We start from the raw sequence: 19,623 nt of genomic DNA on the forward strand, positions 1-19,623 counted from the left end.
AATTATTTTGAAATCACATTCCATGCAATACATTTCAAATAGGAGGCAACATCCATGAGTATTGAAGAAAAGGCATTAAAACTGCATTATGAAATGCAAGGGAAAATTGAGGTAGTTTCAAGAAAAGAAGTTGCAACGAGGGAGGATCTTTCTTTACTTTATACCCCGGGGGTTGCGGAGCCTTGTCGTGTGATTGAAAAGAACTATGAGGAGTCTTTTCGATTAACCCGTCGCTCGAATCTGGTTGCTGTTGTGACCGATGGGACTGCGGTTTTAGGCTTAGGAGACATTGGCCCTGCGGCGGGTATGCCCGTTATGGAGGGCAAGTGTGTATTATTTAAGGAATTCGGTGGTGTGGATGCTTTTCCTATTTGCATTGATTCCAAAGATGTGGACACTATCGTTAATACAATTTATCTGATTTCCAAAAGCTTTGGTGGTATCAATTTGGAAGATATTTCGGCACCCCGTTGCTTCGAAATTGAACAGAAGTTAAAAGAGCTTTGCGATATTCCTGTGTTTCATGACGATCAACACGGAACAGCAATTGTGGTTGCAGCCGCCATGATTAACGCTATGAAAGTAGTAGGAAAGAAAATGGGAGAAATGAAAATTGTGATCAATGGTGCCGGTGCGGCGGGTGTTGCCATTGGAAAGCTTCTAATTTCCATGGGTTTTGGTAACATAGTGATGTGCGACATTAACGGTATTATCTGTGAAGGGGATGTGGGCTTAAATGCAGGTCAGGAAGAAATTTCACATATCAGCAACATGAATAAAGAAAAAGGAACTTTGTCGGATGCTATGTGTGGAGCTGACGCTTTTGTAGGAGTTTCCCGACCCAACATGGTAACAAAAGAAATGGTTGCTTCCATGAGCCAGGGGATTGTTTTTGCCATGGCGAACCCAGTACCTGAAATTATGCCCGAGGAGGCTTTGGCGGCGGGAGCGGCAGTGGTTGGAACAGGGCGTTCTGACTTTCCTAACCAAATTAATAATGTATTGATTTTCCCAGGGATTTTCAAGGGGGCATTAGCCGTACGGGCAAAGGAAATCACAGAGGGGATGAAGCAAAGAGCGGCCTATGCCATTGCGGCCATGATTCCAGATGACCGATTGAATCAGGAGAATATTATTCCATCTGCATTAGACAAGTCTGTTGCCGATGCGGTAGCGAAAGCGGTGGCCGATGTTGCGGTAGAAGAGGGGATTGCACGCATCAAGCCATAATTCAGGCATTTTATAGTATTGGAAGAGGGAAGAATGAGTGGACTTTTCAAATGGGGGACACAGTATTTAGTGAGTTTGATTTTATTTTTCATGATTGGCGCCTTGTTTTTTGTAGAGGGATTCTAAAAAGGCTCTTATAAAATCTGCCCACATATTACTGGCCTACCATGTGGTTATTTTTGCGTTAGGAGAAGTACTTGAAAAGTCAGGTATGTATGTTGTATATATAATTTTCTGTTTCTATATCTATCTCCCTTTTGAAATTTTCAGCTTTCTAGTGCCCCTTATGGTAAGGGCTTGGGGCAGTGCAGGTTCCATGATGTTTTTTGTTTTACCTACTTTTTTTGTTCCGTATTTGTTTGTATTGTTTGGGAAAAAGGAAGAATTTGCAGAAAGATTCGGTCATTAGACAATTGTTAAAATAGGTCTGGCTTTGTTTTTTCATAGCTAGACCTATTTTTTATTCCGATTTAGGTTCAAATACTCCGTTTTTCCAAAATCCCACAAGGTATTCATTTTGTGAGCCTTTGGGTTTGTGATACACCGCACCTGAGTATGGAAAATGTTTTCCTAGATATTTGTATGTATTTCTTGAAATATACTCAAAAATATAAAATTGATCCATCCCTTGACTTTGTTGCTTTCCTTGATTTGTAATATTGTAGCAGTATCCACTTGGGATAATGCTTGACCGATTGGTGTTATGCCGAAGGTGAACGGCTTCGATAATTTCTCTTCTAGATAAAAGTGTTCCAATCTTACAATCTGCAAAAGTTTCTTCTACTTGCTCCAAAATCGTTTTTCGTAACATATTATCCTCCTAGCAAATCATTTGGAATTTTTTATATTTAATAGAAAAATCATAATCAATACTAAAATTTTGTTTAAGTAATTTTCTTTATGGCTTTTTCGAACACGATGAGAAAGGCAACATCATCCTCTTTTGTACGTTTGCGTATATGCCCGCTACGCCCCTTTTTTTGTCGTCTCATTTCCCGGGAAAGATGGCGTTCAAAAAGCATGCGATCAATATTTTCGGCAGTATAGAAAAAGCCATTAGGATGAATCACTTTGGCTTTTTTTGCAAGAATCAACGTGGCTAAGCCGTAATCTGCGGTGATGCAAATATCTCCTTGTTCTGTACGATTGGCAATGGCTAAGTCCGCACTGTCAGCTCCTCGGTCAACGGTTATAACATGAACATGTTCTTCAGGATAAAATAAAATATGGGAATCATCCGTAACCATATAAACTTCAGTAGTATATTTTTTTGCTGTTTCTACAATGATGTCTTTTACAGGACAAGCATCTGCGTCAACGAGAATTTTCATTTTTATCTCCTTTCGGAATTTTCATTTTTCTATCTTCCTCTATCATTTGTCTGGCATAAGAAAGTACTTTTTCTTGTTGAATGGTGGACAGGCTATCTATGATACTATGAATTTCAAGGTGATGAGAATGGGCTTTTTGTGCAAAGTAATTGGTTAAAGTGCTGGTTAAGGTACTGATAAAGCCTATGCCGAATATCATCAAAAGGATGGCAATGACTCTGCCTACAGAAGTAACAGGGGAGATATCTCCGTAACCTACCGTTGTAATGGTTACGATAGTCCACCAAAGGGCATCGAACAGGGATTTTTGTTCTGTAATGGCGATACCAAGGGTACCTATAATAATAAAACCAAAGGAACAATAGACCAAGTAAATAAAGCCGTTGGTTTTAAAAAATGGCCGGAGCCCTCTACCTACTTTCGTAAGCATGGCGGCAATTCGTGTTACTTCCATAATTCTAACCACTCGAATGAAGCGTACTCCTTTAAACAATGTGTGAAAAGGCAGTGCTGCAATGAGGTCGATAATGTGAGTGCGGATAAAATATAATTTATTATCGGCTGCATAAAGGCGGGCGGCATAATCAAAAATAAAAAAATATATAATCATATAATCAATAATGATAATAGCCTTTGAGTCAATAGGGACAAATAAAGCGCACATTGCCAAAACCGCTAGCAGTATCATAAATCCTTCGTATTTAACGGAGGAAGTGTATTTCTTGATGATCTCTTTCATAGGAGCTCCTTTCCAAAAGACAGTTTTTATAGAAGTAGTATTCCATAAAAAAAGAAAGGCAGACCTAGAAAGGTATAATAATAAAAGAGTTTCTTCAAAAAATGATGGGAAATGAATGGATTTAGAAAAACGCTCTGCTTATTTTTTAAAGCAGAGCGTTAAGTTTTATAGTCTGGTCTAGCTCGAGTTGCCTTATGGACATGTAGCTTTATAGATAATTAATAACCCAATTCCTCGCCAACCAAAATCACTTTAATTCTTTTTTCTGGTCTACTTGTTCTTGTAATTACAACCTGGCTACAGATGCAATCAGGAGAAGTGCAGTTATGGCAGGAGCCTGTTGATACACAAGGTGTTTTTCCCATAAAGCGGAATGCATTAATAGGAGCCGCAACGTTTCTGGCACGAGCGACGGCACAGTCAAGGTCTGGCGCCACTTTGTTGATACCACAAATTACGATTACATTTTTGGGACCAAAACACAAGGCTGCAACACGGTTGCCAGTACCATCAATATTCACTAGAATGCCATCTTTTGAGATTGCATTGGTGCTGGTAATAAAATAATCGGTAAGGAGTGCTTGGCGATGCAAGTCTCCCATTTCTTCTGGAGATTTTGCCAAATCTCTATCGATTACTTCAAAGTTCCCATCATGGAAGGCCTTTGTAAGACCCATATCACGTATGGACATGGAACCGCCCCAAGACACAGAGCTTTTTTCGGGAACTAATGAAAGGGCTTTTTCTATAGCCTCTTTTGCGGTAGGACAGTAGTAAGCTTCGAAATGTCTGGTTTCTAATTTAGCAACTAAAGCCTTACCTAAAGTTTCGTTTCTTTTTTCAACTGGTGTACTCATACAGTATATCTCCCTTCATAGAACATATTCGGTACTTGTATTCTATCATAGATTTGGAAAAAACAAAGGGAAGAAGTGAAAATTCTTATATTTTTGGTGTTTAACATAAAAAGAGGTTACCAAGGTTTATTGTAGAAGGCCTCTTCTTATTGCAAAAGAAACAGGTTCGTATTATGATAAGAAGGAGAACCAAGAAATGAGGGATATAAGTGGCAAAAAAGCTTGAGAGCCATCAAAATAAAGTGTTTAAAAGAGTGAAAGGTTTCAGCCAGAAAAAGAACCGGGATAAAGAGGGGGTATTTGTAGCCGAGGGGCTAAGGTTTGTGTCTGAAATCCCCAACAACTGGGAAGTGGAGTTATTTGTAGTTTCGCAAGATTTTGCGGGGGAAAACGACCTTGGTCAATACGAGGATAGGGCTGACACCTATCTTTTAACCAATGAATTGTTCTCACTGCTTTCTGATACAGAGAATCCGCAAGGTATTTTGGCCGTTTGTAAGAAACAAAAAGAATGCCAAGAAGCAATTTGGAAGAAGGATGCCCCATTTCTGGTACTGGCCGAGGAATTAAACGACCCAGGAAATTTAGGGACGGTGATTCGTACGGCAGATGCCGCTGGTGCAGATGGTATTTTCCTTTCAAAGGGAAGTGTGGATGTTTATAATCCTAAGGTTTTGAGAGCAACTATGGGTTCTATTTTTCACATACCTGTATACCAAAACATTTCTTTAGAAGAAATAGCCTGGAAAATGCAGGAGAACCAAATTTCTTTGTATGCTGCCCATCTAAAAGGAGATTGTTATCCCTATGAGCTACCCTTGGAAAAAGGTTGCGGATTTTTAATTGGTAATGAAGCAAGGGGACTTTCAGACGAAGCAGCTGAGCTTTGTAATCGTTGGGCAAAGATTCCAATGCCAGGTAAGGCGGAATCTTTGAATGCTTCTATAGCCGCTGGAGTATTGATGTATGAGATAGTACGCCAAAGGTTGAAATAGAGGCTATTCCATTTATTTAGTATACAAAATAGTTGAAATGACAAGTAATATAGCCTTGCCTATTGGCCAGGGCTATATTTTTCCCTTTTGGTACTATTGAAAAATTAAGTAGGAGGACGTCATGAAAAAAGAGAGTAAGCAAATTGTTGCTTTGCGAATGGGAGTATTTCTTTTAGGATTAGGTTTTTTATTCAAAAAGAGATTGCCCCGTATGCCCATTAAACAGTATACCAAAGCCTGCTTATATATGGCAGTCTTAGATGATGAAATTTGTAGAGATGAATTGGAAGGGAATTTTATTGGAGGTAAAGAAATTGTTTTTCCGTCAAAGCCAGACTCTTTACAATGTCGTTATCACTTATTTTTAGGTATGTATCGGAAATATACAAAGGCGCAGGTTTACCATGAAATAGATAAATTAGAAAAGCGTTTGGTAGACTCCAGAGAATTTTGCAACAAGGAAAAGGAAAACTTAACGTTGGCTTTTCGATAAGAGGGTTCTTTAACGTACTTTAATAAGAATAAACTTGAAATAGCGTAAAAAATAAGTGATGAAAATTAAAAAAAATTAAATTTAGACTAGTCTTTTTGAACAATGCAAGACTGCATAAATGATAAAAAAAAGAAGTATTTTGTCGAAAGTGTTATGAATACGCATTTCTTATTCATATTTTTAAAAAATTAGTCATAAAAAATGCGAAAAAAAGGAAATTTATAGAAATTGGTATTTAATAAAACCCTTGAGTTTCCTAGTTTTTTACTATTATAATGTATCTATATTTATGCCGAGTGATATTTTGCAAAAGAAATTTTCAAGGTGCCTGTATGTGTTGCTTTTTAGGGATTAATTAATATAGTAGGAATACATATTTGAATAAAGTCTCTATTTTTAAAATAAAATACGATTTTAAAATTTTCCTATTCCCGTTTTTTGCTAAAGTATAGGGTGATGAGATAATTAAACTTCTCGAGTATTATCCTATAATAATGTAAGCGGCTAGCAGGGACAGTGAGGCAGCATTGGAGGTTTATATGAAGCTATATATTGCCAGACAGCCCATTTTTAATAAAGATATGTCTTTATTTGGCTATGAACTATTATATAGAAATAGTGCAGAGAATTGTTTCCCTGGTGTTGATGATGCTTTCGCAACCAAGGAATTAACATCCAACGTATTAACTGAGTTTGATTTCACACTACTTACCAATGGAAAGTATGGGTTTATAAATTTTTCAAAAGATGTTCTTATGTCTGCAATCCCTTTATTATTTAATCCGCAGAATACCGTCATAGAGATTTTAGAGGATGTTACCCTTGATGAGGCTTTAGTCGAAAAAATTAAGCTCTTAAAAAAGAAGAAATATATCATTGCGTTAGATGACTTCGTCAATGATGGACGATATGAGGAGATTATGCCTTTTATTGAAATGATAAAGGTTGAGTATACCCTCCTTTCCCCAAAGGAAAGAAAAAAAATCTCCCAGAGATTTAAAGGCAGGAAGAAATTAGTGGCGGAAAGAATTGAGACACAAGAAGATTTTAAGATGGCTTTAGAGGACGGCTATGAGTTGTTTCAAGGATACTTTTTTAGCAAGCCTGTAATTGTAACGAAAACCAGCATTACCATAGCCCAATCGTCCTACTTTCGTTTATGGAAGGAGGCGTCAAGAGAAACACCTGATTTTAACGCCTTAACGGAAATTATAAGATTAGATGTAGGCTTAATGCATAAATTGCTGGCCCATCTAAATACTTTGGTGTTTTATAGAGGGAATAGAATTACTTCTATAAAAAGTGCATTAGTTTACCTGGGTATTAAACGAACAAAGCGATGGATCATGTTACTTTTACTTAGAGAAATAACAGGTAATGAAAATAATGAGCTGGCAAAACAATCTTTAATTCGTGCGGTGTTCATGGAAAAGTTAATGGAAGAACTGGGGAGAGAAGAGGAAGTGCAAGATGCATACCTAGTTGGACTATTTTCTAAAATTGACAATGTACTTGAGGATAATATCAATTCTATCCTAAATGAACTAGGTTTACCGAAAAAAGCCATAAAGGCATTGGTGAATAAGGAAGGGATTTTAGGTGAAAGCCTTGAATGCATTAAAAATTATGAAAACAGTAACTGGGGGAATGTGGCCGAGTATGCGTTGTTGCACGGTATAAAGCCTGATTTTATACCTTCTTTATATTTGTATGCCTTGGAGTATGGGGATAAAGTATTTGAAAGTAATTCTGAAAAGTAAGTAGAGTCTGTAGAGTAATTTTATATTTTTAAATTTGTATGAGCAAAAAGCTTCACTTTGTGTGGGCTTGTAATGTAATTAAAAAAGGCTTTCTATCTGTTTGATAGTGAGCCTTTTTTAATTGGAGTAATAAAAGTCTTCGTCCGTACAATTTTATGACCCCTATAATACGTATACAAGGGTACTAAAGCGAACAAAATAGTTGGAGAAATACACCATAGGAAAAATAAAAAAGGGCTTACTTCCCAGCAAGCCCTTTTTTAGATTACTAAAACTGAAATACCACAGTAACTTAACGCAGCAATAATCCACGGACACACAGAGAAGCAAGAGGTGATTTTAGTTTTATCCAGTATAAATTTGTAGGTTACAAAGGAAGAAGGATTAAAAAATATTATAGCCTAAGTAGTTAGAAATTTGATCGCAAGCCTTACGCAGGTGAACCTTAATTTCCTCTATCATAGCTTCATTCACTTCATCGGTGGAGTAGTTGACACTGATGGCGGCCACGATTTTGTTTGTATAATCTCGAATAGGCATTGCAATGCAGGATGCATTTTCTTCATATTCGTTATTATCCATGGCAAAATTATTGGCTTTTATTTTGCTCAGTTCATCTAAAAAATCGATATAGTTCAAAATTGTGTTTGAGGTGTATTTTTTAATATCCGTGTGTTGGAAGTAATTTTTAATTTCTTCATTTGTAAAGTTTAGCATGAAGAGCTTGCCGCTGGCCGTTGCATATAATGGATTTCTTGAGCCTATTAATGCTTGGGAGGGGAGCTGACTGAGTGGATCTACCTTATAAATGGTAACCGAAGCATATTCGTTCATAATACTAAGTATGCAAGAGCGGTTTAACTTGTTTGAAAGCTCCTCAATGATGGTAGCATAGCTGGAAGAGTTTAAGGTGTGATACTTTGGCACAGAATTTCCAATTTTATAGGCACCCCAGCTTAGGCGGTAAGTTTTAATAACACCTGGCGTTTTTTCTACGAAGTTATAGGCTAAAAGGGTATCTAAAATTCTATGGATGGTGCTTTTATTTAAGTTTAACTTAGCACTGATGGCACTAAGGGTCATACCATCACTGGAAGTTGATTGTGAAATAACATTTAATACTTCTAGAGCATTGCTCAAAGTATGTAGCGGGTATTTTGGTGTGTATGGCTCCATAAAATCCTCCTAATGTTTTACTATATATTTATATTTTCTTTTATATAGAATGATATAGCTGTATTATAGCAAAGAATACGTTTAATTTGAAGAGGAAAAAGATAAAAACGAATTTAAAAGGACAAAATGAGACTGGGAAGAAATTTTAACAAAGAACGTTCTGAATAAAAGAACAATGAATGTTTAATTTCTTTTAAACGTAATATAATTCTGTTAAAAGGAATGGTTAAAAAACAATATGGAAAAAAATAGTATTTAATTCATAAAAATGTAATTTAATAAAATGATGTGCTTTCAAATTCAAAATATCTTTATTCAATACCTTGTAAAATCCTAGGGATTTTTAGGCATATTGCATATAAGAATGAATTGAAAAAAAGGGGGAATTACCTATATTTTTTGTACATTTTTCTGTTGTTTTCAGTGCATCTGCAGGGATTTGTAGATTTTTACAAATTTTGTCATAAATGTCTGTATGCAAACAATGTTAATTGCCAAGAATCGTAAGATGGAGGGGGTTATTCTGTTTAGAGAAACTATATTTCTGATAAATTCTAAAAAACATGTTTTTTTTGAAAAATCAAGAGGTATTTCTGCTCAGTTCAATTGATTTGTGAAAACAATTAACTTATCATTTAGACATGGATTTGACGACGGCAAAATACAAAAGGGAACTTTCCAGCCAATTTTCCCGATGTGTTTTTAGTCTTGCTTCTAAACATTTTTACTGTTAAAGGAGCAAATAGAATTTCAGATATATTAACTAAAGGAGAGATTTAAATGAAAACACTGAATTTTTCTATTGAAGAGTACATGCAGAGAGTTTCTAAAACGAAACAGAGCATGGAAGAAAAAGGAATTGATGTTTTAATCGTTACTGATCCTGGTAACATGAGCTACCTTACAGGTTTTGACGGCTGGTCATTCTATGTTCATCAGGGTGTTATTGTAGTATTAGACGAGGAGTACCCTGTTTGGTTTGGACGTGGTCAAGATGGTAATGCGGCTAGATTGACTACATACCTTCCAGAAGAAAACATTTATGCTTACACTGATGATTATGTACAGTCTACTGTAAAACATCCTTATGAGTTTGTTGCAGACATTTTGAAAGAAAGAGGTCATGACAAAAAGGTTGTGGCAACGGAAATGGATGCTTACTACTATTCTGCAAAATGCCAAGTAGCTTTGGAAGCTAGCTTGCCTAACGCAAAGTTTAAAGATGGTAACAACATTGTAAACTGGGTTAAAATCATCAAGAGTGAAAACGAAATTGCTTTCATGAAAAAAGCTGCTGTTATTGCTGAAAATGTAATGCAGGTTGCTTATGATAACGTAGAAATTGGTGTTCGTCAGTGTGACGCTGCTGCTGCAGTTTATCATGCACAGATCAGTGGTACAAAAGAATACGGCGGTGAATATTCTTCTATCGTTCCTTTGATGCCTGCTGGTATCAGAACATCTACACCTCACTTGAGCTGGACAGATGAACCTTACAAGGATGGCGATACAGTAATCCTTGAGTTAAGCGGTAACTACCGTCACTATCATTGCCCTCTTGCAAGAACAATGGTTTTGGGTAACGTACCTCAGAAAGTTCTTGACTTGGGTGCTACCGTTTCCGAAGGTCTTACAGCTGCTTTGGAAGGTTTGAAGCCTGGTATGTATGCTGAAGATGTTGAAAGAATTTGGGCAAAAACAATCGCAAAGAGTGGTTTCGTAAAAGATTCCCGTATCGGTTATTCCATGGGCTTGAACTTCCCTCCTGACTGGGGCGAACATACAGCATCCCTTCGTCCTGGCGACAAGACAGTTCTTGAACCAGGTATGACTTTCCACATGATTCCTGGTATCTGGTTGGATGATTGCGGTGTAGATACAAGTGAACCTTTCTATATTACTGAAAAAGGTGCAGTTCCATTCTGTAACTTCAGAAGAGAACTTTTGGTAAAGAAATAATCAAATCTGATTTTGGATACACAGAGGAAATTCTCTGTGTATCCAAAAAATAAGAGGGGAGTTTTAAAGTGAAAAAAGTCGATGAGATAATTTCAAAGGTTGAAGAATTTTTTCTCAGTTTTTCCATTATTTTAATGGCAGCAATTTTAATTAGTGGTGTAATCGCAAGAGCGGTTTTAAATTCAAGTTTGACCTTTACAGAAGAAGTAGGTCAGATGCTGAATATTATTGTAACATTTTTTGGTATTGGGTATTGTGCAAGACAGGCAAGACACATCAGTATGTCCGTTGTGTATGATATGGTGAATAGAACTGGAAAGAAACTAATGATGTGTATCATTTCTTTGGTAACTGCTATCATTATGTTCTACTTAACCTACCTTAGCCTTTATTATGTAATGAGTGTACAGGAACTGGGTAGAGTTACAGCAGCACTTAGAATCCCTATGTGGATTACTTACAGCCCTATTCCTATGGGATTCTTCTTGGGCGGTATCGAATATATGAGAACTTTCGTTTTGAATATTAAAAACAAAGATGAAATTTACATTTCAAGTATTTATAAACATGGTGAAAACATGGATGACTTAGAAGAACTTGAGAAAGGAGAGGTGAACTAAACAATGGTAGGTTTGTTATTAGGTTTAATGGTTTTTTTCTTGATTTTCAATTTCCCTATGGTAATACCAATGGTTGCTGCTCCTTTAGCAGTTATGATTGGATTTATGCCTAACATGGATTTAGCGATGTCAATCCAGCAGTTGATTGCCGGCGTTTCTGCGCAGGTTCTCCTTTCTGTACCTATGTTCATCTTTGCAGCTGACATTATGTGTGCAGGTTCTACAACACAGAGATTGTTAGACCTTGTTGAAACATTTGTTGGTCATATCCATGGTGGTATGGCAATTACAACAGCTGCAACATGTACAATGTTTGGTGCTATTTCTGGTTCTACACAGGCAACCGTAGTTGCGATTGGTAGACCTATGCGTCAAAGACTTTTAAAATTAGGGTACAGAGACAGCGATAGTTCAGGTTTGATTATCTGTTCCGCTATTATTGCATTATTAATTCCACCTAGTATTTCTATGATTATGTACGCTGTTGTTACTGGCTCTTCCGTTGGTGATCTCTTTATTGCCGGTGTTGGCCCTGGTATATTAATGCTTATTTTCTTTGCTGCATACAGCTACTTATTTGCAAGATTTAAAAAGATGCCTCGTCAGGAAAAAGCAACATGGCCTCAGAGAGCGGACGCTTTCAAAAGAGCCATCCTTCCATTGGGCTTCCCTATCATCATTTTCGTAGGTATCTACGGCGGTTACTTCAGCCCTACAGAGGCTTCTGCAATCGCAGTTTTATACGCTTTAATCCTTGAGATGCTGGTTTACAGAAACGTAAAATTGAAAGACCTTCAGAAAATTGCGTTAAGCACAGCGGTTGTTACTTGCGCCGTATTTATCTTGGTAGCAGGCGGACAGTTATTCTCTTGGGTTATCTCCTACGCAAAGATCCCTCAGATGCTGACATCTTCCATTCTGGGTGTAGATCCTTCTGCGTTGAAGATTTTGGTTACGGTTACAGTGTTCTTCTTCATCGGTTGTATGTTCGTAGACTCTTTGGTTGTAATCATTATTCTTTCACCAATTTTCTTCCCACTGGCAATGCAGGCGGGTATCGATCCCATTCACTTAGGGATTATCATCACATTGCAGGCGGCAATCGGCTCTGTTTCTCCTCCTTTTGGATGTAACATCTTTACGGGCTGTGCAATATTCAACCGTCCATATGGTGATATCGTAAAAGGCTTGCCTCCATACCTGATTATGTTAGCGATTGTAACCTTAATTGTAATCTTCTTCCCTCAGCTTTCTTTGTTCTTAATTAACTAATATTGGGATAAGCCCTTTTAAAGGGAAATATACAAAAGATTATGCAGTAAGGGTGCAAACCCTTACTGCATAGGTTGCCAATGATGTCAACCACGATTTCGTAAATTTTGATTAACACACTCAGTTTGTTAAATCAAAAGGTAAGGCAGTTTAGGAGGAAAAATAATGTTTGACATTAAAAAAGAAGTTGCAGAGCTTGAAAGTGAGCTTATTGCAATTAGAAGAGACATTCATGAAAATCCAGAATTGGGTTACCAAGAATTCCGTACATCTAAGCTTGTATGTGACTACTTAAAAGATTTAGGTTTAGAGCCTGAGATTGTAACCAAAACAGGAGTTGTGGCAGTTCTTAGGGGCGGCGCTGGCGAAGGGAAAACCATTATGCTTCGTGCCGATATGGACGCACTTCCTGTTGAAGAAGAAACAGGCTTGCCTTATGCAAGTAAAACAAAAGGCGTTATGCATGCTTGCGGACACGATGGCCACACAGCAGTTCAGCTTATTGTTGCAAAGATTCTTGCGGCTCACAAGGACGAGTTGAAAGGCAACGTAAAGTTTGTTTTTCAGCCAAATGAAGAAGAAGCGGGTGCTTTAAACATGATTGAAGCGGGTGTGTTGGAAAACCCTCGTGTAGATGCAGCCCTTGCTTTGCATCTTTGGAGTCCAATTAAAACCGGACACGTTGGACTTTCAGAAGGACCTATCTTAGGTACAACTGAAGAATTCGAACTTGAGATTATCGGTAAAGCAGGTCATACCTCTACACCTCATACAGCAAAAGATGCTTTATTGGGTGCTTGTAATGTGGTACAGGCTATGCAGCAGTTAGGAACCAGAGAGTTTAATCCTTTATTACCCATCGCTGTGATGTTTGGTTATATCAACGGCGGCACAGCAAGAAATATTATTACTGGAAGCGTAAAACTTGGCGGTACCATAAGATTCCTTTTTCCAGATGAAGAAAAAAATAAGCCTATCGTTTTAGAAGCTTTCGAAAGAGTAGTAAAGGGTACTTGTATGGCTAACGACTTGGATTATAAGCTTACATATATTCCAAGCAATCCTTCTCTTTTTAACAATAGTGAAATGGTATCCATTGTAAAGGATGCTGCAGCTGAAGTATTTGAAACGAGAGACAATGTGGATGAGTTCAAGAGTCTTGCTGGTGAGGACTTCGCTGAGTTTAGTCAAAGAGTTCCTTCCGTAATGACTTGGGTAGGAATTGCAGATACCCAGAAGAAATGTGATTTCCCCCATCACCATGCAAAGTTTGATATTGATGAAAGCATGATGAAATATGGTGTTGAGCTTCAGGTAAGAAGTGTATTGGCTTACCTAAATAAATAAACCAATAATGTAAGATTTTTAAGGAGGAAAAGTTCATGAAAAAGAAATTATTTGCAATGGCAATGGCGAGTGTTATGTCTATCGGCGTTTTAAGTGGTTGTGCAGGTGGTGGCAGTGCATCTTCAACTGGTGGCGAAAGTGACGGTACAGAAACATACACATGGAGAATGGCTCACGAAGAGTATGAAGGTGACATGCAGGATGTTTATGCAAAAGAGTTTGCACAGAAGCTGAATGAAAACTCTGAGGGTAGAATTAACCTTGAAATTTACCCTGTAGGTCAGATTGGTGACGCTTTACAACAGTGTGAATTGCTTCAGAACGGTGGTCTTGAGTTTGCCATTATCAGCCCAGGAAACACAGGTACAGTAGTTCCTGAAAACCAGTTGTTCTCTTTACATTTCTTGTTCCCTCAGGAATGGGCTAAAACACAGGAAGTACTGCAGACAAGTGAAGCGTTAAACGTAATGCTTCATGACAAATATGTTGAAAAGAAAATTAAACCTTTGAGCTTCTGGACAGAAGGCGCTATGGCTTGGACAGCGAACAAATCTTTGAAAGACATCAACAGCTTTAAAGGTTTGAAGTTCAGAACAATGCAGTCTCCTATGATCATTGCAGCTTATGAAGCATATGGTGCAAACCCTACACCTATGAGCTACACAGAAGTTTACTCCGGTTTACAGCTCAATATGATCGAAGGTCAGGAAAACCCTACAAGTGCAATCCATACTTCTAAGTTCCATGAAGTACAGAAATATTTAACAGAAGCAAACTCCAACTTGTTCATCACAGCAACTTGTGTAAACCCTACATTCTTTGATGGTTTGCCCGCTGACATTCAGCAGATTGTTTTAGATACAATCAGTGAAATGGTTCCTCGTTCTTTTGAAATTCAGGAAGAATTGAACGGTGGCGCTTTGGATAAGATTACAGCAGAATCTGACATCATCGTTGAAACTCTTACAGATGAAGAAAGAGCAGCTTACGAAGAAGCAGCGCAGAAAGCATACGGCGAATACAAGAAAATCGTTGGTGAAGACGGTGCTACAATCCTTGACAAGTTGATTGAAGAAGTTGCAGCTGTAGAGGCGAAATAATTTAAGGGTTTTTAGAAGGCTCCTTTTTACGAAAGACTAGGCTGTTTTCGAGATACTCTGGATAATATTTGTAATAAGTGAAATATAAAATGTGACATTTATAAAATCCGCCCGAAGAGTCTATTCTTTGGGCGGATAAAAAAAGCACATTTTAAGGATTTGGAGGAAGTTATGCAGGTAAAAGATATTACTTCAAGAGATTTTTGGAGAGCAAAAAAAAGAATTGCACCTTACATTACAAGAACACCCCTCGTATATTCACCCGAATTGAGTGAAAAAACAGGGGCGAATATTTACCTTAAGTTTGAGAATCTTCAGGCAATTGGAGCATTTAAGGTTAGAGGTGCGGCTAACAAAATTTTAAGTTTGACAGATGAGCAAAAAGCAAAAGGTGTATCCACTTTTTCAACAGGTAACCATGGTATGGCAGTTGCTCATATTGCAAGCCGTTTAGGTATCAAAGCTACCGTTTGTATGTCTAAGGCTGTACCTGCGGTTAAAGTAAAAGCCATTAGCAGATGGAACCCTGAAATTTTGCAGAACTGGGATTCTCAGGATGCAGCAGGTGTTTATTGCTATGAATTAGAGGAAAAAGAGGGCGTTGTAGTTATCCCTCCTTTTGATGATAAAGAAATCATCTGTGGACAGGGTACAATGAGCCTTGAAATTCTTGAAGATTGCCCAGAAATTGATACAGCGATTGTTCCCCTTTCTGGTGGCGGTCTTATGTCAGGTGTTACACTTGGCTTTAAACTTACTGTTCCTGATGTGAAACTGATTGGTGTTTCTCACCAAAGAGCAGCGGTTATGATTGAAAGCCTCAAGGTAGGTCATCCAATTGAAATGCCTGAGGAAGAAACTCTTGCAGACAGCCTGCTTGGTGGTATTGGCTTGGATAACAAATATACTTTTGATATTACACGTGATTTTGTTGACGAGACAATTCAGGTTAGCGAAGAAGAAATCGCAAAAGGCATTGCTTATATTATGGAGAATCATCATTTGATTGCCGAAGGAGCGAGTGCTACCGGCGTTGCTCTTGCTATGAGAGAAGGCTATATTAAACCCGGAAGCAACGTGGCTATTATTGTTACAGGCTGTGGAATTCCTATGTCTCAGGTAAAACAGATTGTAAACGACCACTTTTAATATGTAATTAAAAAAACCCTTCGCAAATTTTATTTGCTTGGGGTTTTTTCTTAAATAGGAAGCCTTTGAAAAGCGAAGTTTGCAGGTGGCAGATATAGCAAAAATGTGCTTTCTTTTGTAGTATAAGATTTTAGGAAAACAGTTTTTTATGCTGAAACAGTTTTTTGGAAGAAGACGATACGGATGACAAAGGCGTTAGAGAAAGTTTTGAAGTTTGAAAGCTGGAAACCCATTTAAATTCCTAAGGCTACGACGTTTGTAGACAGCCTCCTTTGTGTTATCGATCTGGAAAGCAAATATACATCTGAAATTGTAAGAGATTATGTGGATGAAATTTTTAAAATTTCCAAGACAAAATAGCTAGTGTCATAGAGTTTACATTTGTAAATCATACACAGCATATGGAAGGAGCAAGTGCAACAGGGTTGCTTACGCAATGAAGAAAGAAGATAGTAATGATTTGTGTATCAGCATATGGTTTGATTTGGAAAAGCCTTTGCAGGCAAAGCATTATAAGAAGTATAAGTTTTTTTAAATAGACTTGTTTTTCTCATAAGAGGTTATGCTTGGCTGAATTTGCGTTTCAACTAAGAAGCCGAAGAAACATAGAAAATAGACTTTTGACTAGGTCGCTTCAACTGAAATAAAAATATTTCCTTGATGCGGCCTTATTTTTTTAAGGGGAGATAGTATGAAAGGGAGTAAAATTTATGCAGTATTTATTCTAATCGCAGCTTTTTGCTGGGGTGTAAGTGGTATATTTACAAAAGTCATTACCCACTATGGATTTACTCCATTTGAGATGGGATTTATTAAGACTTTTATTGCAATGCTTATTCTCATGGTATATTTTTATGGGAAAGACAAAACAATTCTTAAGCTTCAAAGTAAAGGCGATTTAAAGGATCTCATTGCCATTAGCATTTTAGGATACTCACTTTATTCCGTTGCCTATATATTTACGGTGAATGAAATCGGGGTAGGGCTTGCAGGGGCAATGCTTTATACGAAAACTGCATTTGTATTGGTGTTTTCTGCGTTTATTTTTCGGGAAAAAATAACGCTGAAAAAGCTATGTATCATTTTATTAACCATCTCCGGTTGCATCTGTATTTCTGGTATTTTCTCATCAGGGGCTATTATCTTTACGATGAAAGGATTTTTGTGGGGCATTGCTTCGGGTATTGGTTTTGCAATTTATGATGTAATTGGAAAGCGATCCTTGAATAAATATCGTTCTGAAACGGTTACACTCTATACCTTTATGATTGCTACGGTTTTTATGGCTGTTCTTGCAAACCCCATTACGACGATTTCAAAAATTTTTCAAACCAATACATTGCCCTTTATGGTTTTGTATGCTATCGTTGTTTCAGTTGTGCCTTATATGCTATATGTAAAAGGGCTTTCAAAAGTAGAGGTAAGTGTTGCGGCGGTTATTTCTACATTTGAATTAATGGTGGCAACGATTGCGGGCATCATTTTATATGACGAACCAATCACATTTTTTAAAATTGTGGGGATAGTACTTATTATAAGTGCAGTATATGTTTTAAGTATACAGCCACAGAAAAAAGTAATTGAATCAAGGAATGTTGGGGAGATAGACTATGATTGATGTGAAAAAGGTAGTAAGTGGTTTCGAAAGTGAACTTATCGCACTAAGAAGGGATTTTCATGAAAATCCCGAACTCGGATTTAAAGAATTTAGGACTTCTAAAATAATTTACGATTATCTAAAAAAATTAGATATGGAAGTGAAAAACATTTCCAGAACGGGTGTGGTTGGTGTCTTAAACGGGGATAAAGGCCCGGGAAAGACTATTTTAATACGTGCTAGTATGGATGCCTTGCCTATGCAGGAAAAAACAGGCCTGCCATTTTCTTCGATTTCTGAGGGTGTGATGCATGCGGCGGGCCACGATGGGGATATGGCGGTATTGTTGGTTGTTGCTAAGGTTCTTGCCAGACACCGGGATGAGTTCAAGGGCAATATAAAGTTTGTTTTTCAGCCCAATGAAGAAGAAGCCGGAATGTTATCTATGATTGACGATGGAATTCTAGAGAATCCTGGGGTGGATGCGGCGTTTGCATTAAGGCATTGGAGCGCCATAGAATCAGGCCGTTTGGGTCTTACTGCTGGGGCTGTTTTAGGGACGACAGAGGAATTTGAAATTATTATTTACGGTAAATCTGGAAATACTTCTGCACCGAATGCGGGAAAAGATGCAATTATGTGTGCTGCAAAGATTATTGAAGCACTTCAATATTTAGAAACAAGGGAATACAGTCCCATGCATCCCATGGTTATTATGATTGGCCAGATTTCTGGAGGGACCGCTAGAACCATAATTTCCGATGAAGTAAAGATGGGGGGAACAATTAGATTTCTTTTTCCCGATGAAAAGGAGAATAAGGAGAGGGTAATGGCGGCGTTTAAAAGGGTGATTCGAGGGGTTTGTGAAACCTTTTCTATGGAGTATAGAATCGAATTTATCCCTAGTAACCCCTCCTTGATTAATGATAAGAAGCTAGTATATCTTATGAAAAGTGTGGCATCGAATACGTTTGGAACAGAGTTTAATATTGATAGCTTTACGGGTTTAATGGGAGAAGATTTTGCAGAGGTTAGCCACAGAGTTCCTTCAGTCATGTCGTTTTTAGGGGTATATGACGAGGAAAAAGGAAATGTATTTCCCCAAAACCACCCTCAGTTTAGTATTGATGAGGATGTTATGAAATTTGGTACGGAATTACAAATTCGGGCTGCTCTGAAATATTTAAATGAGTAATTTGTTGACAACTGCAATTTTTTTCATGTAATAAGGGGCAGGCTTATTGGCGTGGCACACATTTTTTAAAAGTTTAATGGGAATCCTCACTTTGATAAAAAGTGGGGATTTTTTAGTAGCTTAAATTGGTGGTAATTAGTTAAAGGTATGTAAAAAGGGAGTGGGTGTTGACTACAATGTCAGAGTAACTTAATAATGCTGATGGCAACTTCCTATTCAAGTTTGGAGTAGAATAAGGCAGGCGGATGAGGAGTTAACTTTGTGCTTATTTACAAAATGATAATTAATTTATGAAGTCCTTATAGTTGTGTAATAAAAGCAAAAGTAGGGCTTGGAAAATACTATTTTTTTATATAAGAGAAATGAATAAAACTTTCGGATTAGTTATCCATTAATAACGAATGAATAAACCCAGAAAAAACAATGCATACTTTGTTATTTATGCACAATTGGAATTGTAAAAAGAGATTTTTTTCAAAACAATGGTTAGAAAATTAAATTCTATAATATAACTGACACAATGAAAATGTATGTAATAGAAAAAATCAGCATGGAAGATTAAAGGTATTTTAGTTGATAAATACAATTTAGCACAATGAAATTACATTTAATAAATTGAAAATGTAATTTGCATTTTTTGTAGAATTTTGGTAAAATAGATTTGCTGAAATGCATGAAGTTAATTTACATTTTTTAGATGTTTTCAACGATAGCATTCAGTTGATTTTCTAAGATTCATATAATTTTCCATCAATTAACTTGGTGTTTTTTTGTTTTTTTATGTTTTGTTACTTAGCACAACT

17 protein-coding genes are annotated in these 19,623 nt (G+C 37.2%); 12 read left to right on the top strand and 5 right to left on the bottom strand.

Going from position 1 to position 19,623, the window contains the following annotated elements; genetic code table 11:
• The first annotated feature begins 54 nt into the window (after positions 1 to 54).
• On the top strand, positions 55 to 1,230 hold the full coding sequence (locus RBQ60_RS04455) for an NAD(P)-dependent malic enzyme (RefSeq protein WP_307885367.1): 1,176 nt from the start codon (positions 55 to 57) through the stop codon (positions 1,228 to 1,230).
• 460 nt (positions 1,231 to 1,690) lie between these two features.
• Here RBQ60_RS04455 and RBQ60_RS04460 read toward each other — a convergent pair whose 3' ends face one another.
• The 4 genes from RBQ60_RS04460 to RBQ60_RS04475 form a co-directional block, all read right to left on the bottom strand.
• Positions 1,691 to 2,041 (bottom strand): DUF7225 domain-containing protein, encoded by a 351-nt coding sequence (locus RBQ60_RS04460; protein WP_307885368.1) that lies wholly within the window; start codon positions 2,039 to 2,041, stop codon positions 1,691 to 1,693.
• A 73-nt stretch (positions 2,042 to 2,114) separates the two neighbouring features.
• On the bottom strand, positions 2,115 to 2,561 hold the full coding sequence (locus tag RBQ60_RS04465) for a YaiI/YqxD family protein (protein WP_307885369.1): 447 nt from the start codon (positions 2,559 to 2,561) through the stop codon (positions 2,115 to 2,117).
• Entirely contained in the window at positions 2,545 to 3,300 is a 756-nt protein-coding gene (locus RBQ60_RS04470; protein WP_307885370.1) for a potassium channel family protein, read from the bottom strand. The genes RBQ60_RS04465 and RBQ60_RS04470 overlap by 17 nt, the downstream gene beginning before the upstream one ends.
• Positions 3,301 to 3,518: 218 nt before the next feature.
• Complete coding sequence (locus RBQ60_RS04475; protein WP_307885371.1) at positions 3,519 to 4,157, bottom strand: lactate utilization protein; 639 nt, start codon at positions 4,155 to 4,157, stop codon at positions 3,519 to 3,521.
• A gap of 209 nt (positions 4,158 to 4,366) precedes the next feature.
• Here RBQ60_RS04475 and RBQ60_RS04480 point away from each other — a divergent pair, with 209 nt between their 5' ends.
• The 3 genes from RBQ60_RS04480 (at position 4,367) to RBQ60_RS04490 (ending at position 7,405) form a co-directional block, all read left to right on the top strand.
• Positions 4,367 to 5,152: a TrmH family RNA methyltransferase gene (locus tag RBQ60_RS04480; RefSeq protein ID WP_307885372.1), complete on the top strand. Its 786-nt coding sequence runs from the start codon at positions 4,367 to 4,369 to the stop codon at positions 5,150 to 5,152.
• Between the two features lie 121 nt (positions 5,153 to 5,273).
• Entirely contained in the window at positions 5,274 to 5,645 is a 372-nt protein-coding gene (locus tag RBQ60_RS04485; protein ID WP_307885373.1) for a hypothetical protein, read from the top strand.
• 539 nt (positions 5,646 to 6,184) lie between these two features.
• A complete protein-coding gene (locus tag RBQ60_RS04490; RefSeq protein ID WP_307885374.1) occupies positions 6,185 to 7,405 on the top strand; it encodes an EAL and HDOD domain-containing protein in 1,221 nt (406 codons plus the stop codon).
• A gap of 384 nt (positions 7,406 to 7,789) precedes the next feature.
• Here RBQ60_RS04490 and RBQ60_RS04495 read toward each other — a convergent pair whose 3' ends face one another.
• Positions 7,790 to 8,581 carry an IclR family transcriptional regulator gene (locus tag RBQ60_RS04495; protein ID WP_307885375.1) on the bottom strand — a complete coding sequence of 264 codons (792 nt, stop codon included), beginning with the start codon at positions 8,579 to 8,581 and terminating at the stop codon, positions 7,790 to 7,792.
• A 780-nt stretch (positions 8,582 to 9,361) separates the two neighbouring features.
• On the opposite strand from RBQ60_RS04495, the gene RBQ60_RS04500 reads away from it, so the two are divergent.
• The 8 genes from RBQ60_RS04500 (at position 9,362) to RBQ60_RS04535 (ending at position 18,820) form a co-directional block, all read left to right on the top strand.
• On the top strand, positions 9,362 to 10,540 hold the full coding sequence (locus tag RBQ60_RS04500; RefSeq protein WP_307885376.1) for a M24 family metallopeptidase: 1,179 nt from the start codon (positions 9,362 to 9,364) through the stop codon (positions 10,538 to 10,540).
• A 68-nt stretch (positions 10,541 to 10,608) separates the two neighbouring features.
• Entirely contained in the window at positions 10,609 to 11,160 is a 552-nt protein-coding gene (locus RBQ60_RS04505; RefSeq protein WP_307885377.1) for a TRAP transporter small permease, read from the top strand.
• 3 nt (positions 11,161 to 11,163) lie between these two features.
• Entirely contained in the window at positions 11,164 to 12,432 is a 1,269-nt protein-coding gene (locus tag RBQ60_RS04510) for a TRAP transporter large permease (protein ID WP_307885378.1), read from the top strand.
• A 165-nt stretch (positions 12,433 to 12,597) separates the two neighbouring features.
• A complete protein-coding gene (locus RBQ60_RS04515) occupies positions 12,598 to 13,779 on the top strand; it encodes a M20 metallopeptidase family protein (protein WP_307885379.1) in 1,182 nt (393 codons plus the stop codon).
• 35 nt (positions 13,780 to 13,814) lie between these two features.
• Positions 13,815 to 14,879, top strand: coding sequence for a DctP family TRAP transporter solute-binding subunit (locus tag RBQ60_RS04520; protein WP_307885380.1), 1,065 nt, complete (start codon positions 13,815 to 13,817; stop codon positions 14,877 to 14,879).
• A 171-nt stretch (positions 14,880 to 15,050) separates the two neighbouring features.
• Complete coding sequence (locus RBQ60_RS04525) at positions 15,051 to 16,028, top strand: threonine/serine dehydratase (protein ID WP_307885381.1); 978 nt, start codon at positions 15,051 to 15,053, stop codon at positions 16,026 to 16,028.
• 691 nt (positions 16,029 to 16,719) lie between these two features.
• On the top strand, positions 16,720 to 17,646 hold the full coding sequence (locus RBQ60_RS04530; RefSeq protein WP_307885382.1) for a DMT family transporter: 927 nt from the start codon (positions 16,720 to 16,722) through the stop codon (positions 17,644 to 17,646).
• Positions 17,639 to 18,820, top strand: coding sequence for a M20 metallopeptidase family protein (locus RBQ60_RS04535; RefSeq protein ID WP_307885383.1), 1,182 nt, complete (start codon positions 17,639 to 17,641; stop codon positions 18,818 to 18,820). Before RBQ60_RS04530 ends, RBQ60_RS04535 begins: the two co-directional genes overlap by 8 nt.
• The last annotated feature ends 803 nt before the right edge of the window (positions 18,821 to 19,623 follow it).

Origin of the sequence: Anaerotignum sp. MB30-C6, from assembly GCF_030908465.1 — a bacterium.
Classification (GTDB): domain Bacteria; phylum Bacillota; class Clostridia; order Lachnospirales; family Anaerotignaceae; genus Chakrabartyella.

Bases quoted from the DNA above. Each gene is read 5' to 3' on its own strand.
- RBQ60_RS04495 (WP_307885375.1), bottom strand. From the start codon at position 8,581: ATGGAGCCATACACACCAAAATACCCGCTACATACTTTGAGCAATGCT.
- RBQ60_RS04485 (WP_307885373.1), top strand. From the start codon at position 5,274: ATGAAAAAAGAGAGTAAGCAAATTGTTGCTTTGCGAATGGGAGTATTT.
- RBQ60_RS04510 (WP_307885378.1), top strand. From the start codon at position 11,164: ATGGTAGGTTTGTTATTAGGTTTAATGGTTTTTTTCTTGATTTTCAAT.
- RBQ60_RS04500 (WP_307885376.1), top strand. From the start codon at position 9,362: ATGAAAACACTGAATTTTTCTATTGAAGAGTACATGCAGAGAGTTTCT.
- RBQ60_RS04535 (WP_307885383.1), top strand. From the start codon at position 17,639: ATGATTGATGTGAAAAAGGTAGTAAGTGGTTTCGAAAGTGAACTTATC.
- RBQ60_RS04520 (WP_307885380.1), top strand. From the start codon at position 13,815: ATGAAAAAGAAATTATTTGCAATGGCAATGGCGAGTGTTATGTCTATC.
- RBQ60_RS04465 (WP_307885369.1), bottom strand. From the start codon at position 2,561: ATGAAAATTCTCGTTGACGCAGATGCTTGTCCTGTAAAAGACATCATT.
- RBQ60_RS04515 (WP_307885379.1), top strand. From the start codon at position 12,598: ATGTTTGACATTAAAAAAGAAGTTGCAGAGCTTGAAAGTGAGCTTATT.
- RBQ60_RS04525 (WP_307885381.1), top strand. From the start codon at position 15,051: ATGCAGGTAAAAGATATTACTTCAAGAGATTTTTGGAGAGCAAAAAAA.
- RBQ60_RS04475 (WP_307885371.1), bottom strand. From the start codon at position 4,157: ATGAGTACACCAGTTGAAAAAAGAAACGAAACTTTAGGTAAGGCTTTA.
- RBQ60_RS04530 (WP_307885382.1), top strand. From the start codon at position 16,720: ATGAAAGGGAGTAAAATTTATGCAGTATTTATTCTAATCGCAGCTTTT.
- RBQ60_RS04470 (WP_307885370.1), bottom strand. From the start codon at position 3,300: ATGAAAGAGATCATCAAGAAATACACTTCCTCCGTTAAATACGAAGGA.
- RBQ60_RS04490 (WP_307885374.1), top strand. From the start codon at position 6,185: ATGAAGCTATATATTGCCAGACAGCCCATTTTTAATAAAGATATGTCT.
- RBQ60_RS04455 (WP_307885367.1), top strand. From the start codon at position 55: ATGAGTATTGAAGAAAAGGCATTAAAACTGCATTATGAAATGCAAGGG.
- RBQ60_RS04460 (WP_307885368.1), bottom strand. From the start codon at position 2,041: ATGTTACGAAAAACGATTTTGGAGCAAGTAGAAGAAACTTTTGCAGAT.